This window comes from Pseudactinotalea sp. Z1748 (genome assembly GCF_049725185.1).
GTDB lineage: Bacteria > Actinomycetota > Actinomycetes > Actinomycetales > Beutenbergiaceae > CALKWS01.
Window position 1 is genome coordinate 226,523 of sequence record NZ_JBMPQB010000004.1, and the last position, 16,957, is coordinate 243,479.

General features: G+C 66.1%; 11 protein-coding genes and 2 rRNA genes. All 13 read left to right on the forward strand.

Translation table 11 applies throughout. The features are described from left to right. Nucleotides 1-62: 62 nt before the first annotated feature. On the forward strand, nt 63-1,124 hold the full coding sequence (gene argC / locus ACO0LU_RS11105) for an N-acetyl-gamma-glutamyl-phosphate reductase (RefSeq protein WP_424791420.1): 1,062 nt from the start codon (nt 63-65) through the stop codon (nt 1,122-1,124). Next, nucleotides 1,121-2,278, forward strand: a complete 1,158-nt coding sequence (argJ, locus tag ACO0LU_RS11110) for a bifunctional glutamate N-acetyltransferase/amino-acid acetyltransferase ArgJ (RefSeq protein WP_424791421.1) — start codon at nt 1,121-1,123, stop codon at nt 2,276-2,278. The genes argC and argJ overlap by 4 nt, the downstream gene beginning before the upstream one ends. Beyond that, nucleotides 2,275-3,195, forward strand: coding sequence for an acetylglutamate kinase (argB, locus tag ACO0LU_RS11115; protein WP_424791422.1), 921 nt, complete (start codon nt 2,275-2,277; stop codon nt 3,193-3,195). Before argJ ends, argB begins: the two co-directional genes overlap by 4 nt. Continuing rightward, entirely contained in the window at nt 3,192-4,442 is a 1,251-nt protein-coding gene (locus ACO0LU_RS11120) for an acetylornithine transaminase (protein ID WP_424791423.1), read from the forward strand. Before argB ends, ACO0LU_RS11120 begins: the two co-directional genes overlap by 4 nt. Further along, nucleotides 4,439-5,383: an ornithine carbamoyltransferase gene (gene argF, locus ACO0LU_RS11125; RefSeq protein WP_424791424.1), complete on the forward strand. Its 945-nt coding sequence runs from the start codon at nt 4,439-4,441 to the stop codon at nt 5,381-5,383. Before ACO0LU_RS11120 ends, argF begins: the two co-directional genes overlap by 4 nt. After that, a complete protein-coding gene (gene argR / locus ACO0LU_RS11130) occupies nt 5,380-5,910 on the forward strand; it encodes an arginine repressor (RefSeq protein WP_424791425.1) in 531 nt (176 codons plus the stop codon). The genes argF and argR overlap by 4 nt, the downstream gene beginning before the upstream one ends. Continuing rightward, the gene (gene argG / locus ACO0LU_RS11135) at nt 5,907-7,337 is read left to right on the forward strand and encodes an argininosuccinate synthase (RefSeq protein ID WP_424791426.1); all 1,431 of its coding nucleotides are present in this window, start codon (nt 5,907-5,909) and stop codon (nt 7,335-7,337) included. The genes argR and argG overlap by 4 nt, the downstream gene beginning before the upstream one ends. Continuing rightward, entirely contained in the window at nt 7,337-8,770 is a 1,434-nt protein-coding gene (gene argH / locus ACO0LU_RS11140) for an argininosuccinate lyase (RefSeq protein ID WP_424791427.1), read from the forward strand. Before argG ends, argH begins: the two co-directional genes overlap by 1 nt. Further along, on the forward strand, nt 8,767-9,345 hold the full coding sequence (locus ACO0LU_RS11145) for a uridine kinase (RefSeq protein WP_424791428.1): 579 nt from the start codon (nt 8,767-8,769) through the stop codon (nt 9,343-9,345). Before argH ends, ACO0LU_RS11145 begins: the two co-directional genes overlap by 4 nt. Beyond that, nucleotides 9,338-10,012 carry a DNA-3-methyladenine glycosylase gene (locus ACO0LU_RS11150; RefSeq protein ID WP_424791429.1) on the forward strand — a complete coding sequence of 225 codons (675 nt, stop codon included), beginning with the start codon at nt 9,338-9,340 and terminating at the stop codon, nt 10,010-10,012. Before ACO0LU_RS11145 ends, ACO0LU_RS11150 begins: the two co-directional genes overlap by 8 nt. A 63-nt stretch (nt 10,013-10,075) precedes the next feature. Next, a complete protein-coding gene (gene tyrS / locus ACO0LU_RS11155) occupies nt 10,076-11,338 on the forward strand; it encodes a tyrosine--tRNA ligase (RefSeq protein ID WP_424791430.1) in 1,263 nt (420 codons plus the stop codon). A gap of 551 nt (nt 11,339-11,889) precedes the next feature. Further along, a 16S ribosomal RNA gene (locus ACO0LU_RS11160) occupies nt 11,890-13,414 on the forward strand. A 394-nt stretch (nt 13,415-13,808) separates the two neighbouring features. Further along, a 23S ribosomal RNA gene (locus ACO0LU_RS11165) occupies nt 13,809-16,927 on the forward strand. Together the 16S and 23S rRNA genes form the textbook arrangement of a ribosomal RNA operon. Nucleotides 16,928-16,957 lie beyond the last annotated feature (30 nt).

The following is a 16,957-nucleotide window of genomic DNA, read 5'->3' on the forward strand; positions in this document are numbered from 1 at the left end:
GGCACCATTGTCCCGCATCGTGCGGACAGGTGACACGGACGGGTCCGCTCGGGTGTATAGTTATGCAAATGTCTGTATCTATCGCCGTGGCGGGCGCCTCGGGATACGCCGGCGGGGAACTGCTGCGCCTGCTGCTTGCCCACCCGCAGGTCCGGATCGGTGCCCTGACCGCCCAGAGCAGTGCCGGGGATCTGCTCGGGCGTCACCACCCCCACCTGCCAGAACTTGCCGATCGGGTACTGCAGCCCACCACCGCTGCGGTACTGGCCGGCCACGACGTCGTGATCCTGGCGCTGCCGCACGGTGCTTCGGGTCCGCTGGCGGCGGATCTGGACGAGGACGTCCTGGTACTGGACTGCGGCGCCGACCATCGCCTGAGCGATGCCCTCGCGTGGGAGGCCTTCTACGGCACCGCCCACGCCGGCACCTGGACGTACGGCATGCCGGAACTGATCCTGGCCGGGCACGAGCGCGCCTCGCACCAGCGCGACCTGCTGTCCGGGCAGCGCCGGATCGCGGTACCCGGCTGCAATGTCACGGCCGTCACCCTGGGTCTGCAACCGGGGGTGGCCGCAGGCCTGATCGACACCGCCGACGTGGTCGCCGTGCTGGCCAACGGCTACTCCGGCGCGGGTAAGGCCCTGGCACCGCACCTGCTCGCCGCGCAGGCCCTGGGCTCGGCCCAGCCCTACGCCGTCGGCGGGGTGCACCGGCACATCCCGGAGATCGAACAGAACCTGCGCGCCGCCGGTGCCGGCCAGGTCGGCCTGAGTTTCACGCCCACCCTGGTCCCGATGGCCCGGGGAATCCTGGCCACGATGAGTGTGCCCCTCGCCCCCGTGGCCGACCCCGCGGCACTGCGCCCCGCCTGGGCGCAGGCCACCGACGACGAACCGTTCGTACAACTGCTGCCGCAGGACCAATGGCCGACGACGGCGGCCACGGTGGGTGCCAACCTCGCCCAGGTGCAACTCACCTACGACGCCCGTGCCGGCCGGGTGGTGGCCATCTGTGCCCTGGACAACCTGGTCAAGGGCACCGCCGGAGCGGCGCTGCAGTCGATGAACCTGGCCCTGGGCCTGCCCGAGACGCTGGGCCTGCCGACAACGGGAGTTGCGCCGTGACAATCACCACCCCAGCAGGATTCCGGGCCGCAGGCGTGCGCGCCGGGCTCAAGGCGCAGGGCAAGGACGTGGCCCTGGTGGTCAACGACGGGCCGCACCAGGTGGGAGCGGCGGTGTTCACCCGCAACCGGGTGACCGGGTGGCCGGTGCAGTGGTCCCGCGAGGTGGTGGCCGACGGCGTGATCAGCGCGGTGGTGCTCAACTCCGGCGGCGCCAACGCCTGCACCCCGGTACAGGGGCGCGAGCACACCCGCAGCACCGCCGAGCACGTCGCCACCCACCTGGGTCTCGAGCCCGAGGACGTGGTGGTCGCCTCCACGGGCCTGATCGGGGAACTCCTGCCGATCCAGACCCTGCTCGACGGTGTCACCGCGGCCACCGGGGAACTGCGCGGCACCGGGGGCGACGACGCCGCGCAGGCGATCATGACCACCGACACGGTCCCCAAGTCGGTGGCCGTGGACGGCGCGGGCTACACCATCGGCGGGATGGCCAAGGGCGCGGGCATGCTCGCTCCCGCGCTGGCCACGATGCTCTGCGTCCTCACCACCGACGCCGTGATCGACACCGAGACGGCGCGCACGGCACTGGCCCGCGCCACCGCCACCACTTTGGACCGGATCGACTCCGACGGGTGCATGTCCACCTCCGACACCGTGGTGCTGATGGCCTCGGGGGCCAGCGGCCGGCAGGCCGACGCCGAGGAGTTCACCGCCACGCTGACCCGGGCCTGCGCGGACCTGTCCCGGGCCCTGATCGGCGACGCCGAAGGGGCCACCAAGGAGATCGCGGTGCAGGTCAGCGGCGCCGGCTCCGAGGGTGCCGCCGAGGCCGTAGCGCGCGCGGTCACCCGCTCGAACCTGGTCAAGACCGCCATGTTCGGTCAGGACCCGAACTGGGGCCGTATCCTCGCCCAGGTCGGCACCGTGCCGCCGGAGGTGGCCGCCTTCGAGGCCGACCGCATCGACGTGGCCATCAACGGGGTGTGGGTGTGCCGCGACGGTGTCGCCGCGCAGGACCGCTCCGAGGTGGACCTGGCCGGCCGCGAGGTGCACATCCAGATCGAACTGCACGCCGGTGCCGCCGGAGCCACCGTCTGGACCAATGACCTGTCCCACGCCTACATCCACGAGAACAGCGCCTACTCCACATGAGCGCCGACACGACTCCCGACGATCTGGACCCCGACCTCAAGGCCGCGGTCCTGGTGCAGGCCCTGCCCTGGCTGGAACGCTTCGCCGGGGCGGTGGTGGTGATCAAGTTCGGCGGCAACGCCATGGTGGACGCCCGGCTCGAGCGGGCCTTCGCCGAGGACGTGCGGTTCTTCCGCTACGCCGGCCTGCAGCCCGTGGTGGTGCACGGCGGCGGACCGCAGATCTCGGCGATGCTGGACCGGTTGGCGATCTCCTCGGAGTTCCGCGGCGGCCTGCGCGTGACCACCCCGGAGACGATGGAGGTGGTGCGGATGGTGCTGACCGGCCAGGTGCAGCGCACCCTGGTCTCTGCGCTGAACACCGACGATCCGCTGGCGGTGGGCCTGTCCGGGGAGGACGCCGGGCTGTTCCGGGCCAAACGACGCCACGCGGTGGAGAACGGCGAGAACATCGACGTCGGGATGGTCGGCGACGTGGTGGACGTGAACCCCCGGGCCGTCCAGGACCTGCTCGCCGCCGGCCGGATCCCGGTGGTCTCCACCATCGCCCCCGACGTGGACGATTCGGCCGCGGTGCTCAACGTCAACGCCGACACCGCAGCCGCGGCCCTGGCGGTGGCCCTGGGGGCGGACAAACTCGTGGTGCTCACCGACGTGGAGGGCCTGTATGCGAACTGGCCGGACACCGGCTCACTGATCAGCCAGATCCGCGCCGACGCGTTGGCCGCGTTGCTGCCCACGCTCGCCTCGGGCATGGTGCCCAAGATGGAGGCCTGCCTGCGCGCGGTCCGGGGCGGAGTGCCCCAGGCGCACGTGATCGACGGCCGCCGGGCCCACTCGCTGCTGCTGGAGATCTTCACCGACGAGGGAGTGGGCACGATGGTGCTGCCCGATGAGCCTGTGGAGGGGCGACCATGAGTGAACTCACCGATCCCGGTACGGCGCCGGCGCAGGTGTGGCAGCGCCGCTACGCCGGTGCCCTGATGAACGCCTTCGGGGCCCCGCAACGGGTCCTGGTGCGCGGGGAGGGGGCCTACGTCTGGGACGCCGACGGCGCCCGCTACCTGGACCTGCTCGCCGGCATCGCGGTGAACTCACTCGGGCATGCCCATCCCACCCTGACCGGGGCGATCAGCGCGCAACTGGGCACGCTGGGACATGTCTCGAACTTCTTCACCACCCCTACCCAGGTGGCCCTGGCCGAGCGTCTCCTGGACGTGGCCCTGCCGGGGCAGGTGCCCGAGGGATCGCGGGTGTTCTTCACCAACTCCGGCACCGAGGCGATCGAGGGCGCCTTCAAACTCGCCCGGCTGCACGGCGGACCGGGGCGTCCGCGGGTGCTGGCCCTGGAAGGTGCCTTCCACGGACGCAGCATGGGGGCCCTGGCCCTGACCCACAAGGCCGCCTACCGCGATCCCTTCGGACCACTGCCCGACGGCGTGGAGCACCTGCCCTTCGGTGACACCGACGCGCTGGCGCAGGCGTTCGCCACCGACGGCGACAAGGTCGCCGCAGTGGTCCTCGAACCGGTGCAGGGCGAGGCCGGGGTGCGCCCGCTCCCGGCCGGGTATCTGGCGCTGGCGCGCACCCTCAGCCGTGAGCACGGGGCGCTGCTGATCCTCGATGAGATCCAGAGCGGGATGGGGCGCACCGGCCGCTGGCTGGCCCACCACCACGACCACCTGGGCGGCGGCGTGACGCCGGACGTGATCACCCTGGCCAAGGGTCTCGCCGGGGGCTTCCCGATCGGCGCACTCGTGGGCGTGGGGGCGGCGGGAGGAATCTTCGCTCCCGGCCAGCACGGCACCACCTTCGGCGGCAATCCGGTGGCGGCGGCCGCCGCGCTGGCCACGATCGGGGTGATCGAGCGGGACGGACTTCTCGCCCACGTCGCTGCACTCGGGCACACCTGGCGAGCCGATCTGGCCGGGTTGGGCCACCCGATGATCGCCCAGGTGCGCGGTGAGGGACTGCTCATCGCGCTCGAATTGCGCGAGCCGGTGGCCCCGGCGGTGGCCGCCGCCGCGCTGGAGCACGGCTTCATCGTCAACGCCGTGGGGCCGGCCGCCATCCGGATGGCGCCACCATTGATCCTGCGCGCCGACCAGGCCGCCGACTTCACCCGGGCACTGCCCGCCATCCTGGACCACGTGGAGCAGAGATGACCCGCCACTTCCGCACCGACGACGACCTCACCAGTGCCGAACAGCACCGGGTGCTCAGCCGCGCTCTGGAACTCAAGGTAGACCGGTTCGCCTCCACCGCCCTGGCCGGGCCCGAGTCCGTCGCGGTGATCTTCGACAAGCCCACCCTGCGTACCCAGGTCTCCTTCGCCACCGGCATCGCCGAGATGGGCGGGTACCCCCTGGTCCTGGACGGGCGGCTGGCAGGGATCGGCCGGCGCGAATCGGTGGCCGACGTGGCCCGTGTGATCGGTCGCCAGGTGCGCGCCATCGTCTGGCGCACCTTCGCCCAGGCCGACCTGGAGGAGATGGCGGACGTGGCCCAGGTACCGGTGATCAACGCACTCACCGACCAACTGCACCCCTGCCAGGGCTTGGCCGACCTGGTCACCGTGGCCGAGCACACCGGCGGCCTCGCTGCCGACGGGCCGGCCCTGGCCGGACGCTCGCTGGCCTACGTCGGCGACGGGTCGAACAACATGGCCCACACCTACCTGCTCGCCGGTGCCGTGGCCGGGATGGACGTCCGGATCGGCACCCCACCCGCCTTCCAGCCCGAGGCACGAATCCTGGCGCGAGCGGAGCAGATCGCCCGGGGTAGCGGCGGGTCCGTGTCCGTGCACACCGATCCGGTGGCGGCGGTCCGGGGCGTCGATGCGGTCGCCACCGACACCTGGGTCTCGATGGGCCAGGAGGATCAGGCGGACCAGCGGGAGGCACCCTTCCGCCGCTACCAACTCAACGCCGACCTGCTCGCCGCGGCTTCGCCGTCGGCCATCGTGCTGCACTGCCTGCCCGCCTATCGCGGCAAGGAGATCACCGCCGACGTGCTGGAATCGGAGGCCTCGGTGGTGTGGCAGGAAGCAGAGAACCGCCTGCACGTGCAGAAGGCGGTGCTGGAGTTCCTGGTGGGGGAGGCATGATCCCGGCCACCAAGGCGGCCCGGCACGCCCTGGTCCGGCGGATCATCTCCGCCACCCAGGTGCGGTCCCAGAGCGAACTGCTGCAGAACCTTGATGCCGAGGGCGTCAACGTCACCCAGGCCACCCTGTCCAGGGACCTGGAAGAGTTGCGGGCCCACAAGGTGCGCGGCACCGACGGCGTGGCGCACTACGCCCTCCCGCCGGAGGGGCACGCGATCGGCGTGGCCCCCACGGCCAGCGCCGAGGACCTCTCGGCCCGGCTGGCACGGCTGTGTACCGATCTGCTGATCGGGGCCGGTTCCTCGGGCAACCTGGTAGTGCTGCGCACACCGCCCGGGGCGGCCCAGTTCCTCGCCTCGGCGATCGACCAGTCCCTGCTCCCGCAGGTGCTGGGCACCATCGCCGGGGATGACACGATCCTGTTGATCGTCACCGACACCGAACCCGGCGCCGCGGCGGCCGTGGCGGGGCGCTTCCTCGCCCTCGCCGATGGCGACACGACCCACCCCGAGAAGGAGAACCAGTGAGCAAGGTACTGACACAACTGCCCGTCGGCGAACGGGTTGGGATCGCTTTCTCCGGCGGTCTGGACACCTCGGTGGCGGTGGCCTGGATGCGCCAGGCCGGTGCGGTGCCCTACGCCTACACCGCAGACATCGGCCAGTACGACGAGACCGACATCTCCGGGATTCCGGGCCGGGCCAAGGTCTACGGCGCCGAACTGGCCCGCGCCCTCGACTGCCGCGCCCCCCTGGTGGAGGAGGGGCTGGCGGCACTGGCCTGCGGCGCCTTCCACATCACCAGCGCCGGGCGGTCCTACTTCAACACCACCCCGCTGGGCCGGGCGGTGACCGGCACCCTGCTGGTCCGGGCCATGCAGGCCGACGGCGTGGACATCTGGGGTGACGGCTCCACCTTCAAGGGCAACGACATCGAGCGCTTCTACCGCTACGGGCTGCTCGCCAACCCGAATCTGCGGATCTACAAGCCGTGGCTGGACCCGCACTTCGTTGCCGAACTCGGGGGCCGCACGGAGATGAGCCAGTGGCTCACCGAGCGTGACCTGCCCTACCGGGACAGCGCGGAGAAGGCCTACTCCACCGACGCCAACATCTGGGGCGCCACCCACGAGGCCAAGACCCTGGAGCACCTGGACGTCTCCCTGGAGACGGTGCAGCCGATCATGGGCGTGCGGTTCTGGGATCCCGGGGTGGACATCGCCACCGAGGACGTCACGGTGGAGTTCGCCGAGGGCCGGCCGGTGGCTATCAACGGGCGCGTGTTCGACGATCCGGTGGCGCTGGTGCACGAGGCCAACACCGTCGGCGGACGACACGGGCTGGGCATGTCGGACCAGATCGAGAACCGCATCATCGAGGCCAAGTCCCGTGGCATCTACGAGGCCCCGGGCATGGCGCTGCTGCACATCGCTTACGAGCGGTTGGTCGCCGCCATCCACAACGAGGACACCATCGCCACCTACCGCGACCAGGGCCGCCGGCTGGGCAGCCTGCTCTACCAGGGTCGTTGGCTGGACCCGCAGGCGCTGATGATCCGGGAGTCGATCCAGCGGTGGATCGGTTCGGTCGTCACCGGCACGGTCACGCTGCGGCTGCGCCGGGGGGAGGACTACACGATCCTGGACACCACCGGGGCGAACCTGTCCTACCACCCGGAGAAACTCTCGATGGAGCGCACCGAGGGCGCGGCCTTCGGTCCCACCGACCGGATCGGGCAACTCACCATGCGCAACCTGGACATCGCCGACTCCCGGGCCAAGTTGGAGATGTACGCCCAGCAGCCGGTGGACCAGGGCCAGGTGCTGGTGGAGCACGGCACGCTGTTCGGTGCCCTGCCCGGAGGTGGAGCCGAGCAGATCGTCGCCAATCCCGAGGCCGCAGACTCCGAGCAGGACGCGCTGGACGCCGCGGCCATGGAAGCGGGGACGGACTGATGGCCGGCGGCGGTGCGGCTCTGTGGGGCGGGCGGTTCACCGGCGCGCCGGCCGACGCCCTGGCCGCCCTGAGCGTGTCCACCCACTTCGACTGGCGCCTGGCGCTGCACGACCTGGCCGGGTCCCGGGCCCACGCCCGGGTGCTGCACGGCGCCGGGCTGCTCACCGCCGATGAATTCACCGCGATGCTGCAGGCACTGAACGGTCTCGCCGAGGACGTGGCCGCGGGCCGGGTGCAGCCCGATCCCGAGGATGAGGACGTGCACACCGCGCTGGAACGGCTGCTGATCGAGCGGGCCGGACCCGAACTGGGGGGCAAGCTGCGCGCCGGCCGGTCCCGGAACGACCAGATCGCCACCCTGATCCGGATGTACCTTCGCGAGCAGGGTGCCTCGATCGCCGCTGCTGTGCTCGACGTGGTCGATGCCCTGTGCGACCAGGCCGGTGCCCACCCACAGGCCCCGATGCCCGGGCGCACCCACCTGCAGCATGCCCAGCCGGTGCTGCTGGCCCACCACCTGCTCGCGCACGCCTGGCCGCTGCTGCGTGATGTGCAGCGGCTGGCGGACTGGGACGCCCGCGCGGCGACGTCCCCGTACGGCTCCGGCGCCCTGGCCGGGTCCTCCCTCGGACTGGATCCGGCCGAGGTCGCGGCCGAACTGGGGTTCGACGCACCGGTGGCCAACTCCATCGACGGCACCGCGGCACGGGACGTGGTGGCGGAGTTCTCCTTCATCGCCGCGATGATCGCGGTGGACCTGTCCCGCCTTGCTGAGGACGTGATCGTGTGGGCGACGAAGGAGTTCTCCTTCATCACCCTGCACGACTCCTACTCCACCGGATCCTCGATCATGCCGCAGAAGAAGAACCCGGACGTGGCCGAACTGGCCCGGGGCAAGGCCGGGCGACTGATCGGGGACCTGACCGGGCTGCTGGCCACCCTCAAAGGGATGCCGCTGGCCTACAACCGGGACCTGCAGGAGGACAAGGAACCGGTATTCGACGCCGTGGACACCCTGGCGCTGGTGCTGCCGGCGGTCTCCGGCATGGTGGCCACCATGACCTTCCACACCGAGCGGATGGCCGAACTGGCCCCGGCCGGGTTCTCCCTGGCCACCGACATCGCCGAATGGCTGGTGCGCGAGGGTGTGCCGTTCCGCGCCGCACACGAGATCGCCGGCTCCTGCGTGCGGGTGTGCGAGCAGCGCGGAATCGAGTTGGACGAACTCTCCGACGCCGATCTCGCCGGGGTCTCGCCCCACCTGACCCCGCAGGTGCGCGAGGTCCTCACCGTGGCCGGATCGCTGGCCTCGCGCGACGCGGTGGGGGGCACCGCGCCGGTGCGAGTGGCTGAGCAACTCGGCCAGGCCCGGGCCGAATCGGCCCGGTGGCGCCGGATGTTCACCGCACGGGAGCCCGCGCCGACCCCGTGAGTGCCACCGATGCCGCCCTGGAGGTGATCACCTCCGGGATCCGGCATGCCCCGGCGCGGCTGGGTCCCGACGAGGATGCGCTCACACTGGTGTGCATCGACGGGCCGGCCGGCTCGGGCAAGACCACCCTGGCCACCCGGCTCAGCCAACGGACCGGCGCACACGTGGTGCACATGGATGATCTGTACGAGGGCTGGTCCGGTCTCCTGGAGGTCTCCACCCGCCTGCACGAGCAGATCCTGGTCCCGATGGCCGCGGGGGAGCAGGGGCGCTACCGGCGCTACGACTGGCACCGCGGCGAGTTCGCCGAGTGGGTGGACGTACCACGCACTCCGGTGCTGATCCTGGAGGGGTGCGGAGCGGGTTCGGCAGTGGTGCAACCCTATCTGGGTCTGCTGACCTGGGTGAGCGCCCCCGATGACCTTCGACTGCGGCGGGGCCTGAAGCGTGACGGCGCGCAGTTGGAGGACCACTGGCGCGCATTCATGGCCGATGAACAGGTGCTCTATACGCGCGAACGCACGGCCGAGCGCGCGCACCTGCGCCTCGATGGCTGGGGCCGGCTCGATGAGTAGAGACCTCGGTGGGCCCGACCGCACCCCCGGTCTGACCGGCACCGCGGTGTCGGTGGCGCCGGGCCTGCTCGGTTCGGTGCTGACCAGCCGAATCGGTTCCGTCACCGTGAGCGTCCGGTTGGTCGAGGTGGAGGCCTACGAGGGTGAGGCCGACCCCGGCTCCCACGCCTACCGGGGGCGAACCGCCCGTACCGAGGTGATGTTCGCCGCCGCGGGACACCTCTACGTCTACCGCCACATGGGGCTGCACCACTGCGTCAACATCGTCACCGGGTCGCCCGGACGCGCCTCGGCCGTGCTGCTGCGCGCCGGAGAGGTGATCGAGGGGGAGGAGATCGCGTTCGTACGACGACGAGCGGCCGGGGTGTGTCGCGCCGCCGTTGACCTGGCCAGGGGGCCGGGACGGCTGACCGTGGCCCTGGGTCTGACCGGGGCGCACAACGGGTCCCGGCTGGGTGCGGACGCCGACGCACCGCTGCAACTGCACCAGCCCACCGCCGAGGACCGGTCCGTGCCGATATCCACCGGAGCGCGGGTGGGCGTGAACGGCCCCGGAGGGGACCCGGCGACCTACCCGTGGCGGTTCTGGATCACCGGCGACCGGCACGTCTCGGTCTTCCGGCCGGGGCGGCCGGCTGGTCGCCCCGGCTCCGGACGCTCCCGGTAGGGTTCGGACCGGCATCACCTCCACCCGGACGCGGACTGCGTCCCCGACCTCGCAGAAGGCACGATGAGCGACATCCTTGCCGATCTCCGCTGGCGCGGCCTGATCGCCCAGTCCACCGACGAACAGGCCCTCGGGCAGGCACTGAAGAGCGGGCAGGTGACTTTCTACGGCGGCTTCGATCCGACCGCGGCCAGCCTGCACGTGGGCCACCTGGTGCTCATCCTGACGATGCGGCGCCTGCAGGACGCCGGGCACCGCCCGCTCGCGCTGGTCGGTGGCGCGACCGGCATGATCGGGGACCCCCGCGACGTCGGCGAACGCGCCCTGAACTCCGCCGAGGTGGTCACCGAGTGGGTGCAGCGCATCCGTGGCCAGATCGAACCCTTCCTGGAGTTCTCCGGCCCGGCAGCGGCGCAGATGGTCAACAACCTGGACTGGACCAAAAACCTGAGCGCGATCGACTTCCTCCGGGACGTGGGCAAGCACTACCGCCTGGGCACAATGCTGGCCAAGGACATCGTGGCCCGCCGGCTTCGCTCCGATGAGGGCATCAGTTTCACCGAGTTCAGCTACCAGATCCTGCAGGGGATGGACTTCCTGGAACTGCTCCGCCGCCACAACTGCACCCTGCAGGTGGGCGGCAACGACCAGTGGGGCAACCTGTTGTCCGGGGTGGAACTGATCCGCAAGGCCGAGGGCGTCGGAGCGCACGCGCTGACCACGCCGCTGATCACCAAGTCCGACGGCTCCAAGATGGGCAAGTCCGAGGATGGGGCGATCTGGCTCGATCCCGAACTCACCAGCCCGTACGCCTTCTACCAGTTCTGGCTGAACACCGCCGATGCCGACGTGGTGCGCTACTTGAAGGTCTTCACCTTCCGTAGCCGCGGGGAGATCGAATCCCTGGCCACGGACGTGCAGGAGCGCCCCTACGCGAGGGCGGCCCAGCAGGTCCTGGCGCAGGACGTGACCACGCTCCTGCACGGGCGCGCCGCCACCGAGGCGGTGATGACCGCGAGCAAGGCACTCTTCGGACGCGCGGACCTGCGCGACCTGGACGCCGCCACCTTGGCCGACGCCATCGCGGAGATCCCCAGCGGTGCCCTCGACCTGGGCGAGGCCACGATCCTGGACGCCCTGGTGGCCGCCGGATTGAGCACCGGTCGCAATGCCGCCCGCCGCACAGTGGCCGACGGCGGCGCGTACCTGAACAACGACAAGGTCACCGACCCGGACCGGGTCCTGACCGAGGACGACCTGCTCGCCGGCAACGTGGCCCTCCTGCGTCGTGGACGGCGCAATCTCGGGGCCATCCGCGCCGGTTGACGCTCCGGCGCCGACCTGGGGTGACCTGCGTCATACTTCCGTCGAGCCGGGGCCTCAACTCTCCGTCCGGGCTGCGGCAATTCGAGCGTTTGTGCAGGTCAGAACAGGTATGAGGGCCGAAACCGAACGGTTCGTAGCGCCCCGGCAGAGATTTGACACCCGCCCCGGGGGCTCGTAATGTTACTTCTCGTTGCCCCGCAGCGAGAGGGACGGAAGCCGATCGGCGAACGGCCCGGCGCAGGGAAACACAAGCCCCGTGACGAGGGCGGAGGATCCAGCAGGATCCACCGAACTCCGGTTGGACAAGCATCGCCCAGGTGATGTAGGCTTAAGAGGTTGCCCCGAGGTGAGCCCGAGAGGGATCATAACGGTGCGCATCCGCTCCTTGAGAACTCAACAGTGTGTCATATCAATCAATGCCAACATTTGTTTGGTTAGATCGAACTCATACCCCGTATGGGATTCGATCAGCCAGAATCATTAAGCGGCTCCTAACGGAGCCACTTCGTAATGTCGGTAAGTGCGGCTCAGGTCGCAGTTGCCATTAAGCATCTACGGAGAGTTTGATCCTGGCTCAGGACGAACGCTGGCGGCGTGCTTCATACATGCAAGTCGAACGGTGAAACCAGAGCTTGCTCTGGTGGATCAGTGGCGAACGGGTGAGTAACACGTGAGTAACCTGCCCCAGACTCTGGGATAACCCCGGGAAACCGGAGCTAATACCGGATACGAGACGCACAGGCATCTGTAGCGTCTGGAAAGATTTATCGGTTTGGGATGGACTCACGGCCTATCAGTTAGTTGGTGAGGTAACGGCTCACCAAGACGACGACGGGTAGCCGGCCTGAGAGGGTGACCGGCCACACTGGGACTGAGATACGGCCCAGACTCCTACGGGAGGCAGCAGTAGGGAATATTGCACAATGGGCGAAAGCCTGATGCAGCGACGCCGCGTGAGGGATGACGGCCTTCGGGTTGTAAACCTCTTTCAGTAGGGAAGAAGCGAAAGTGACGGTACCTGCAGAAGAAGCACCGGCTAACTACGTGCCAGCAGCCGCGGTAATACGTAGGGTGCAAGCGTTGTCCGGAATTATTGGGCGTAAAGAGCTCGTAGGCGGTTTGTCACGTCTGCTGTGAAAACGCGAGGCTCAACCTCGCGCCTGCAGTGGGTACGGGCAGACTAGAGTGTGGTAGGGGAGGCTGGAATTCCTGGTGTAGCGGTGGAATGCGCAGATATCAGGAGGAACACCGATGGCGAAGGCAGGTCTCTGGGCCACTACTGACGCTGAGGAGCGAAAGCATGGGGAGCGAACAGGATTAGATACCCTGGTAGTCCATGCCGTAAACGTTGGGCACTAGGTGTGGGGCTCATTCCACGAGTTCCGCGCCGCAGCTAACGCATTAAGTGCCCCGCCTGGGGAGTACGGCCGCAAGGCTAAAACTCAAAGGAATTGACGGGGGCCCGCACAAGCGGCGGAGCATGCGGATTAATTCGATGCAACGCGAAGAACCTTACCAAGGCTTGACATATACGAGAAGCGGCTAGAGATAGTCGTCTCTTTGGACACTCGTATACAGGTGGTGCATGGTTGTCGTCAGCTCGTGTCGTGAGATGTTGGGTTAAGTCCCGCAACGAGCGCAACCCTCGTCCTATGTTGCCAGCACGTAATGGTGGGGACTCATAGGAGACTGCCGGGGTCAACTCGGAGGAAGGTGGGGATGAGGTCAAATCATCATGCCCCTTATGTCTTGGGCTTCACGCATGCTACAATGGCCGGTACAATGGGCTGCGAAACCGCAAGGTGGAGCGAATCCCAAAAAGCCGGTCTCAGTTCGGATTGGGGTCTGCAACTCGACCCCATGAAGTCGGAGTCGCTAGTAATCGCAGATCAGCAACGCTGCGGTGAATACGTTCTCGGGCCTTGTACACACCGCCCGTCACGTCACGAAAGTCGGTAACACCCGAAGCCGGTGGCCCAACCTTTTGGGAGGGAGCCGTCGAAGGTGGGACTGGCGATTGGGACGAAGTCGTAACAAGGTAGCCGTACCGGAAGGTGCGGCTGGATCACCTCCTTTCTAAGGAGCATCTGGCGCATTGCGTGTATTTGCACGTGGTGCGTCCAGGCCCACTACTCAGACGTACGTTCTGAGGTGGTGCTCACGGGTGGAACATTGATTGAGGAACGAGTGAGAGCACTTGGAGTCAGTACGGCCACTTCGTTGGTCAGGAACGCGCAGTGCTCGATCTCGGGACGCATGGCACACTGTTGGGTCCTGAGGGAGCGGGTGAAGAACCCATCCTTCGGACCCCGGTACGAGAGCAGCAGGAATGCTGCGCTTGTACAGGGAGTACGTCGGTCCCGGCGGACCTTCGAACTACCGGCCTCAGAGCCGGCAAGCGGAGGAGCCCGGTGGGAACCGCCCGTAGCTTGAGAACTGCACAGTGGACGCGAGCATCTTTGATTTTTGTGGTCAAGTTTTTAAGAGCAATCGGTGGATGCCTTGGCATCAGGAGCCGAAGAAGGACGTAGTAGCCTGCGATAAGCCTCGGGGAGTTGGCAAACGAACCGTGATCCGAGGATGTCCGAATGGGGAAACCCAGCTGGAGTCATGTCCAGTTACCCATGCCTGAACACATAGGGCATGCGGAGGGAACGTGGGGAAGTGAAACATCTCAGTACCCACAGGAAAAGATATTCCGAGAGTAGTGGCGAGCGAAATTGGAACAGGCCAAACCGTAGGTGTGTGATAGCCGGCAGGCGTTGCACTTACGGGGTTGCGGGACTTGTCAGTCTGTACTGCCGTGCAGACAGAGAGTTACAAAATCGCGCTATAGTCGAACGACATTGAATGGTCGAGCACAGAGGGTGCCACTCCCGTAGACGAAATAGTGCGATCTCTCGATGAGTATCCCAAGTAGTACGGGGCCCGAGAAATCCCGTGCGAATCCGCAGAGACCACTCTGTAAGCCTAAATACTACCTGATGACCGATAGCGGACAAGTACCGTGAGGGAAAGGTGAAAAGTACCCCGGGAGGGGAGTGAAATAGTACCTGAAACCGATTGCTTACAACCCGTCGGAGCCTCCATAGCAGGGGTGACGGCGTGCCTTTTGAAGAATGAGCCTGCGAGTTAGCGGTACGTGGCGAGGTTAACCCGTGTGGGGAAGCCGTAGCGAAAGCGAGTCCGAAATGGGCGACTGAGTCGCGTGCCCTAGACCCGAAGCGAAGTGATCTATCCATGACCAGGTTGAAGCGCGGGTAAGACCGCGTGGAGGACCGAACCGACCTAGGTTGAAAACTGGGCGGATGAGTTGTGGATAGGGGTGAAAGGCCAATCAAACTTCGTAATAGCTGGTTCTCCCCGAAATGCATTTAGGTGCAGCGTCACGTGTTTCTTACCGGAGGTAGAGCTACTGGATGGCAGATGGGCCCTACAAGGTTACTGACGTCAACCAAACTCCGAATGCCGGTAAGTGAGAACGTGGCAGTGAGACTGTGGGGGATAAGCTTCATGGTCGAGAGGGAAACAGCCCAGACCACCAACTAAGGCCCCTAAGCGTATGCTAAGTGGGAAAGGATGTGGAGTTGCACAGACAACCAGGAGGTTGGCTTAGAAGCAGCCATCCTTGAAAGAGTGCGTAATAGCTCACTGGTCAAGTGATTCCGCGCCGACAATTTAGCGGGGCTCAAGCATACCGCCGAAGTTGTGGCATTTACATTTGTGCTTGGTCCGATGGCTTGACCATCGGATCCAGGCGTGTAGATGGGTAGGGGAGCGTCGTATGGCGAGAGAAGCGGCGGAGTGATCCAGCCGTGGATGCCATACGAGTGAGAATGCAGGCATGAGTAGCGAATGACGGGTGAGAAACCCGTCCGCCGAATGACCAAGGGTTCCAGGGCCAGGTTAATCCGCCCTGGGTAAGTCGGGACCTAAGGCGAGGCCGACAGGCGTAGTCGATGGACAACGGGTTGATATTCCCGTACCGGCGAAGAACCGCCCATACCGAATCCGGTGATGCTAAGCGCCCGAAGCACGGTTCGACTCTTCGGAGTTGTTCCGTGCGGAGCGCGCGACCCGAACCGGTAGTAGGTAAGCGTATTAACAGGGGTGACGCAGAAAGGTAACCGAGCGTGTCTTATGGCTTGGCACGTCCAAGGTTGTAGGGCGAGGTATAGGCAAATCCGTACCTCATATGCCTGAGAACTTAAGGTGACAGCGAATGCTGGAAATTGGCGATCCTATACTGCCTAGAAAAACCTCGACGCGAGGTTCTAGCCGCCCGTACCCCAAACCGACTCAGGTGGTCAGGTAGAGAATACTAAGGCGATCGAGAGAATCGTGGTTAAGGAACTCGGCAAAATGCCCCCGTAACTTCGGGAGAAGGGGGGCCTGAGGCGTGAACACCCTAGCGGTGGGAGCGTTTGAGGGCCGCAGAGACCAGGGAGAAGCGACTGTTTATTAAAAACACAGGTCCGTGCGAAGTCGCAAGACGATGTATACGGACTGACGCCTGCCCAGTGCTGGAAGGTTAAGAGGACGGGTCAGCTCTTCGGAGCGAAGCTCAGAATTTAAGCCCCAGTAAACGGCGGTGGTAACTATAACCATCCTAAGGTAGCGAAATTCCTTGTCGGGTAAGTTCCGACCTGCACGAATGGCGTAACGACTTCTCCGCTGTCTCAACCGCGAACTCGGCGAAATTGCACTACGAGTAAAGATGCTCGTTACGCGCAGCAGGACGGAAAGACCCCGGGACCTTTACTATAGTTTGGTATTGGTATTCGGTACGGCTTGTGTAGGATAGGTGGGAGACTTTGAAGCAGCCACGCCAGTGGTTGTGGAGTCATCGTTGAAATACCACTCTGGTCGTTCTGAATATCTAACCTCGGTCCGTAATCCGGATCAGGGACAGTGCCTGATGGGTAGTTTAACTGGGGCGGTTGCCTCCTAAAATGTAACGGAGGCGCTCAAAGGTTCCCTCAGTCTGGTTGGTAATCAGACGTCGAGTGTAAGTACACAAGGGAGCTTGACTGTGAGACTGACAAGTCAAGCAGGGACGAAAGTCGGAACTAGTGACCCGACGGTGGCTCGTGGAAGCGCCGTCGCTCAACGGATAAAAGGTACCCCGGGGATAACAGGCTGATCTTGCCCAAGAGTCCATATCGACGGCATGGTTTGGCACCTCGATGTCGGCTCGTCGCATCCTGGGGTCGTAGTCGTTCCCAAGGGTTGGGCTGTTCGCCCATTAAAGCGGTACGCGAGCTGGGTTTAGAACGTCGTGAGACAGTTCGGTCCCTATCCGCTGCGCGCGCAGGAAATTTGAGAAGGGCTGTCCCTAGTACGAGAGGACCGGGACGGACTAACCTCTGGTGTGCCAGTTGTTCTGCCAAGAGCACGGCTGGTTAGCTACGTTGGGAAGGGATAACCGCTGAAAGCATCTAAGCGGGAAGCCTGCTTCAAGATGAGATTTCCATGGGGCTTGCCCCGAGAGGCTCCCAGCTAGACTACTGGGTTGATAGGCCGGATGTGGAAGTGAGGACTAACGACTCATGAAGCTGACCGGTACTAATATGCCGATAACTTGATTACTCATTCAGAATTGAATGATGCTACGCGTCC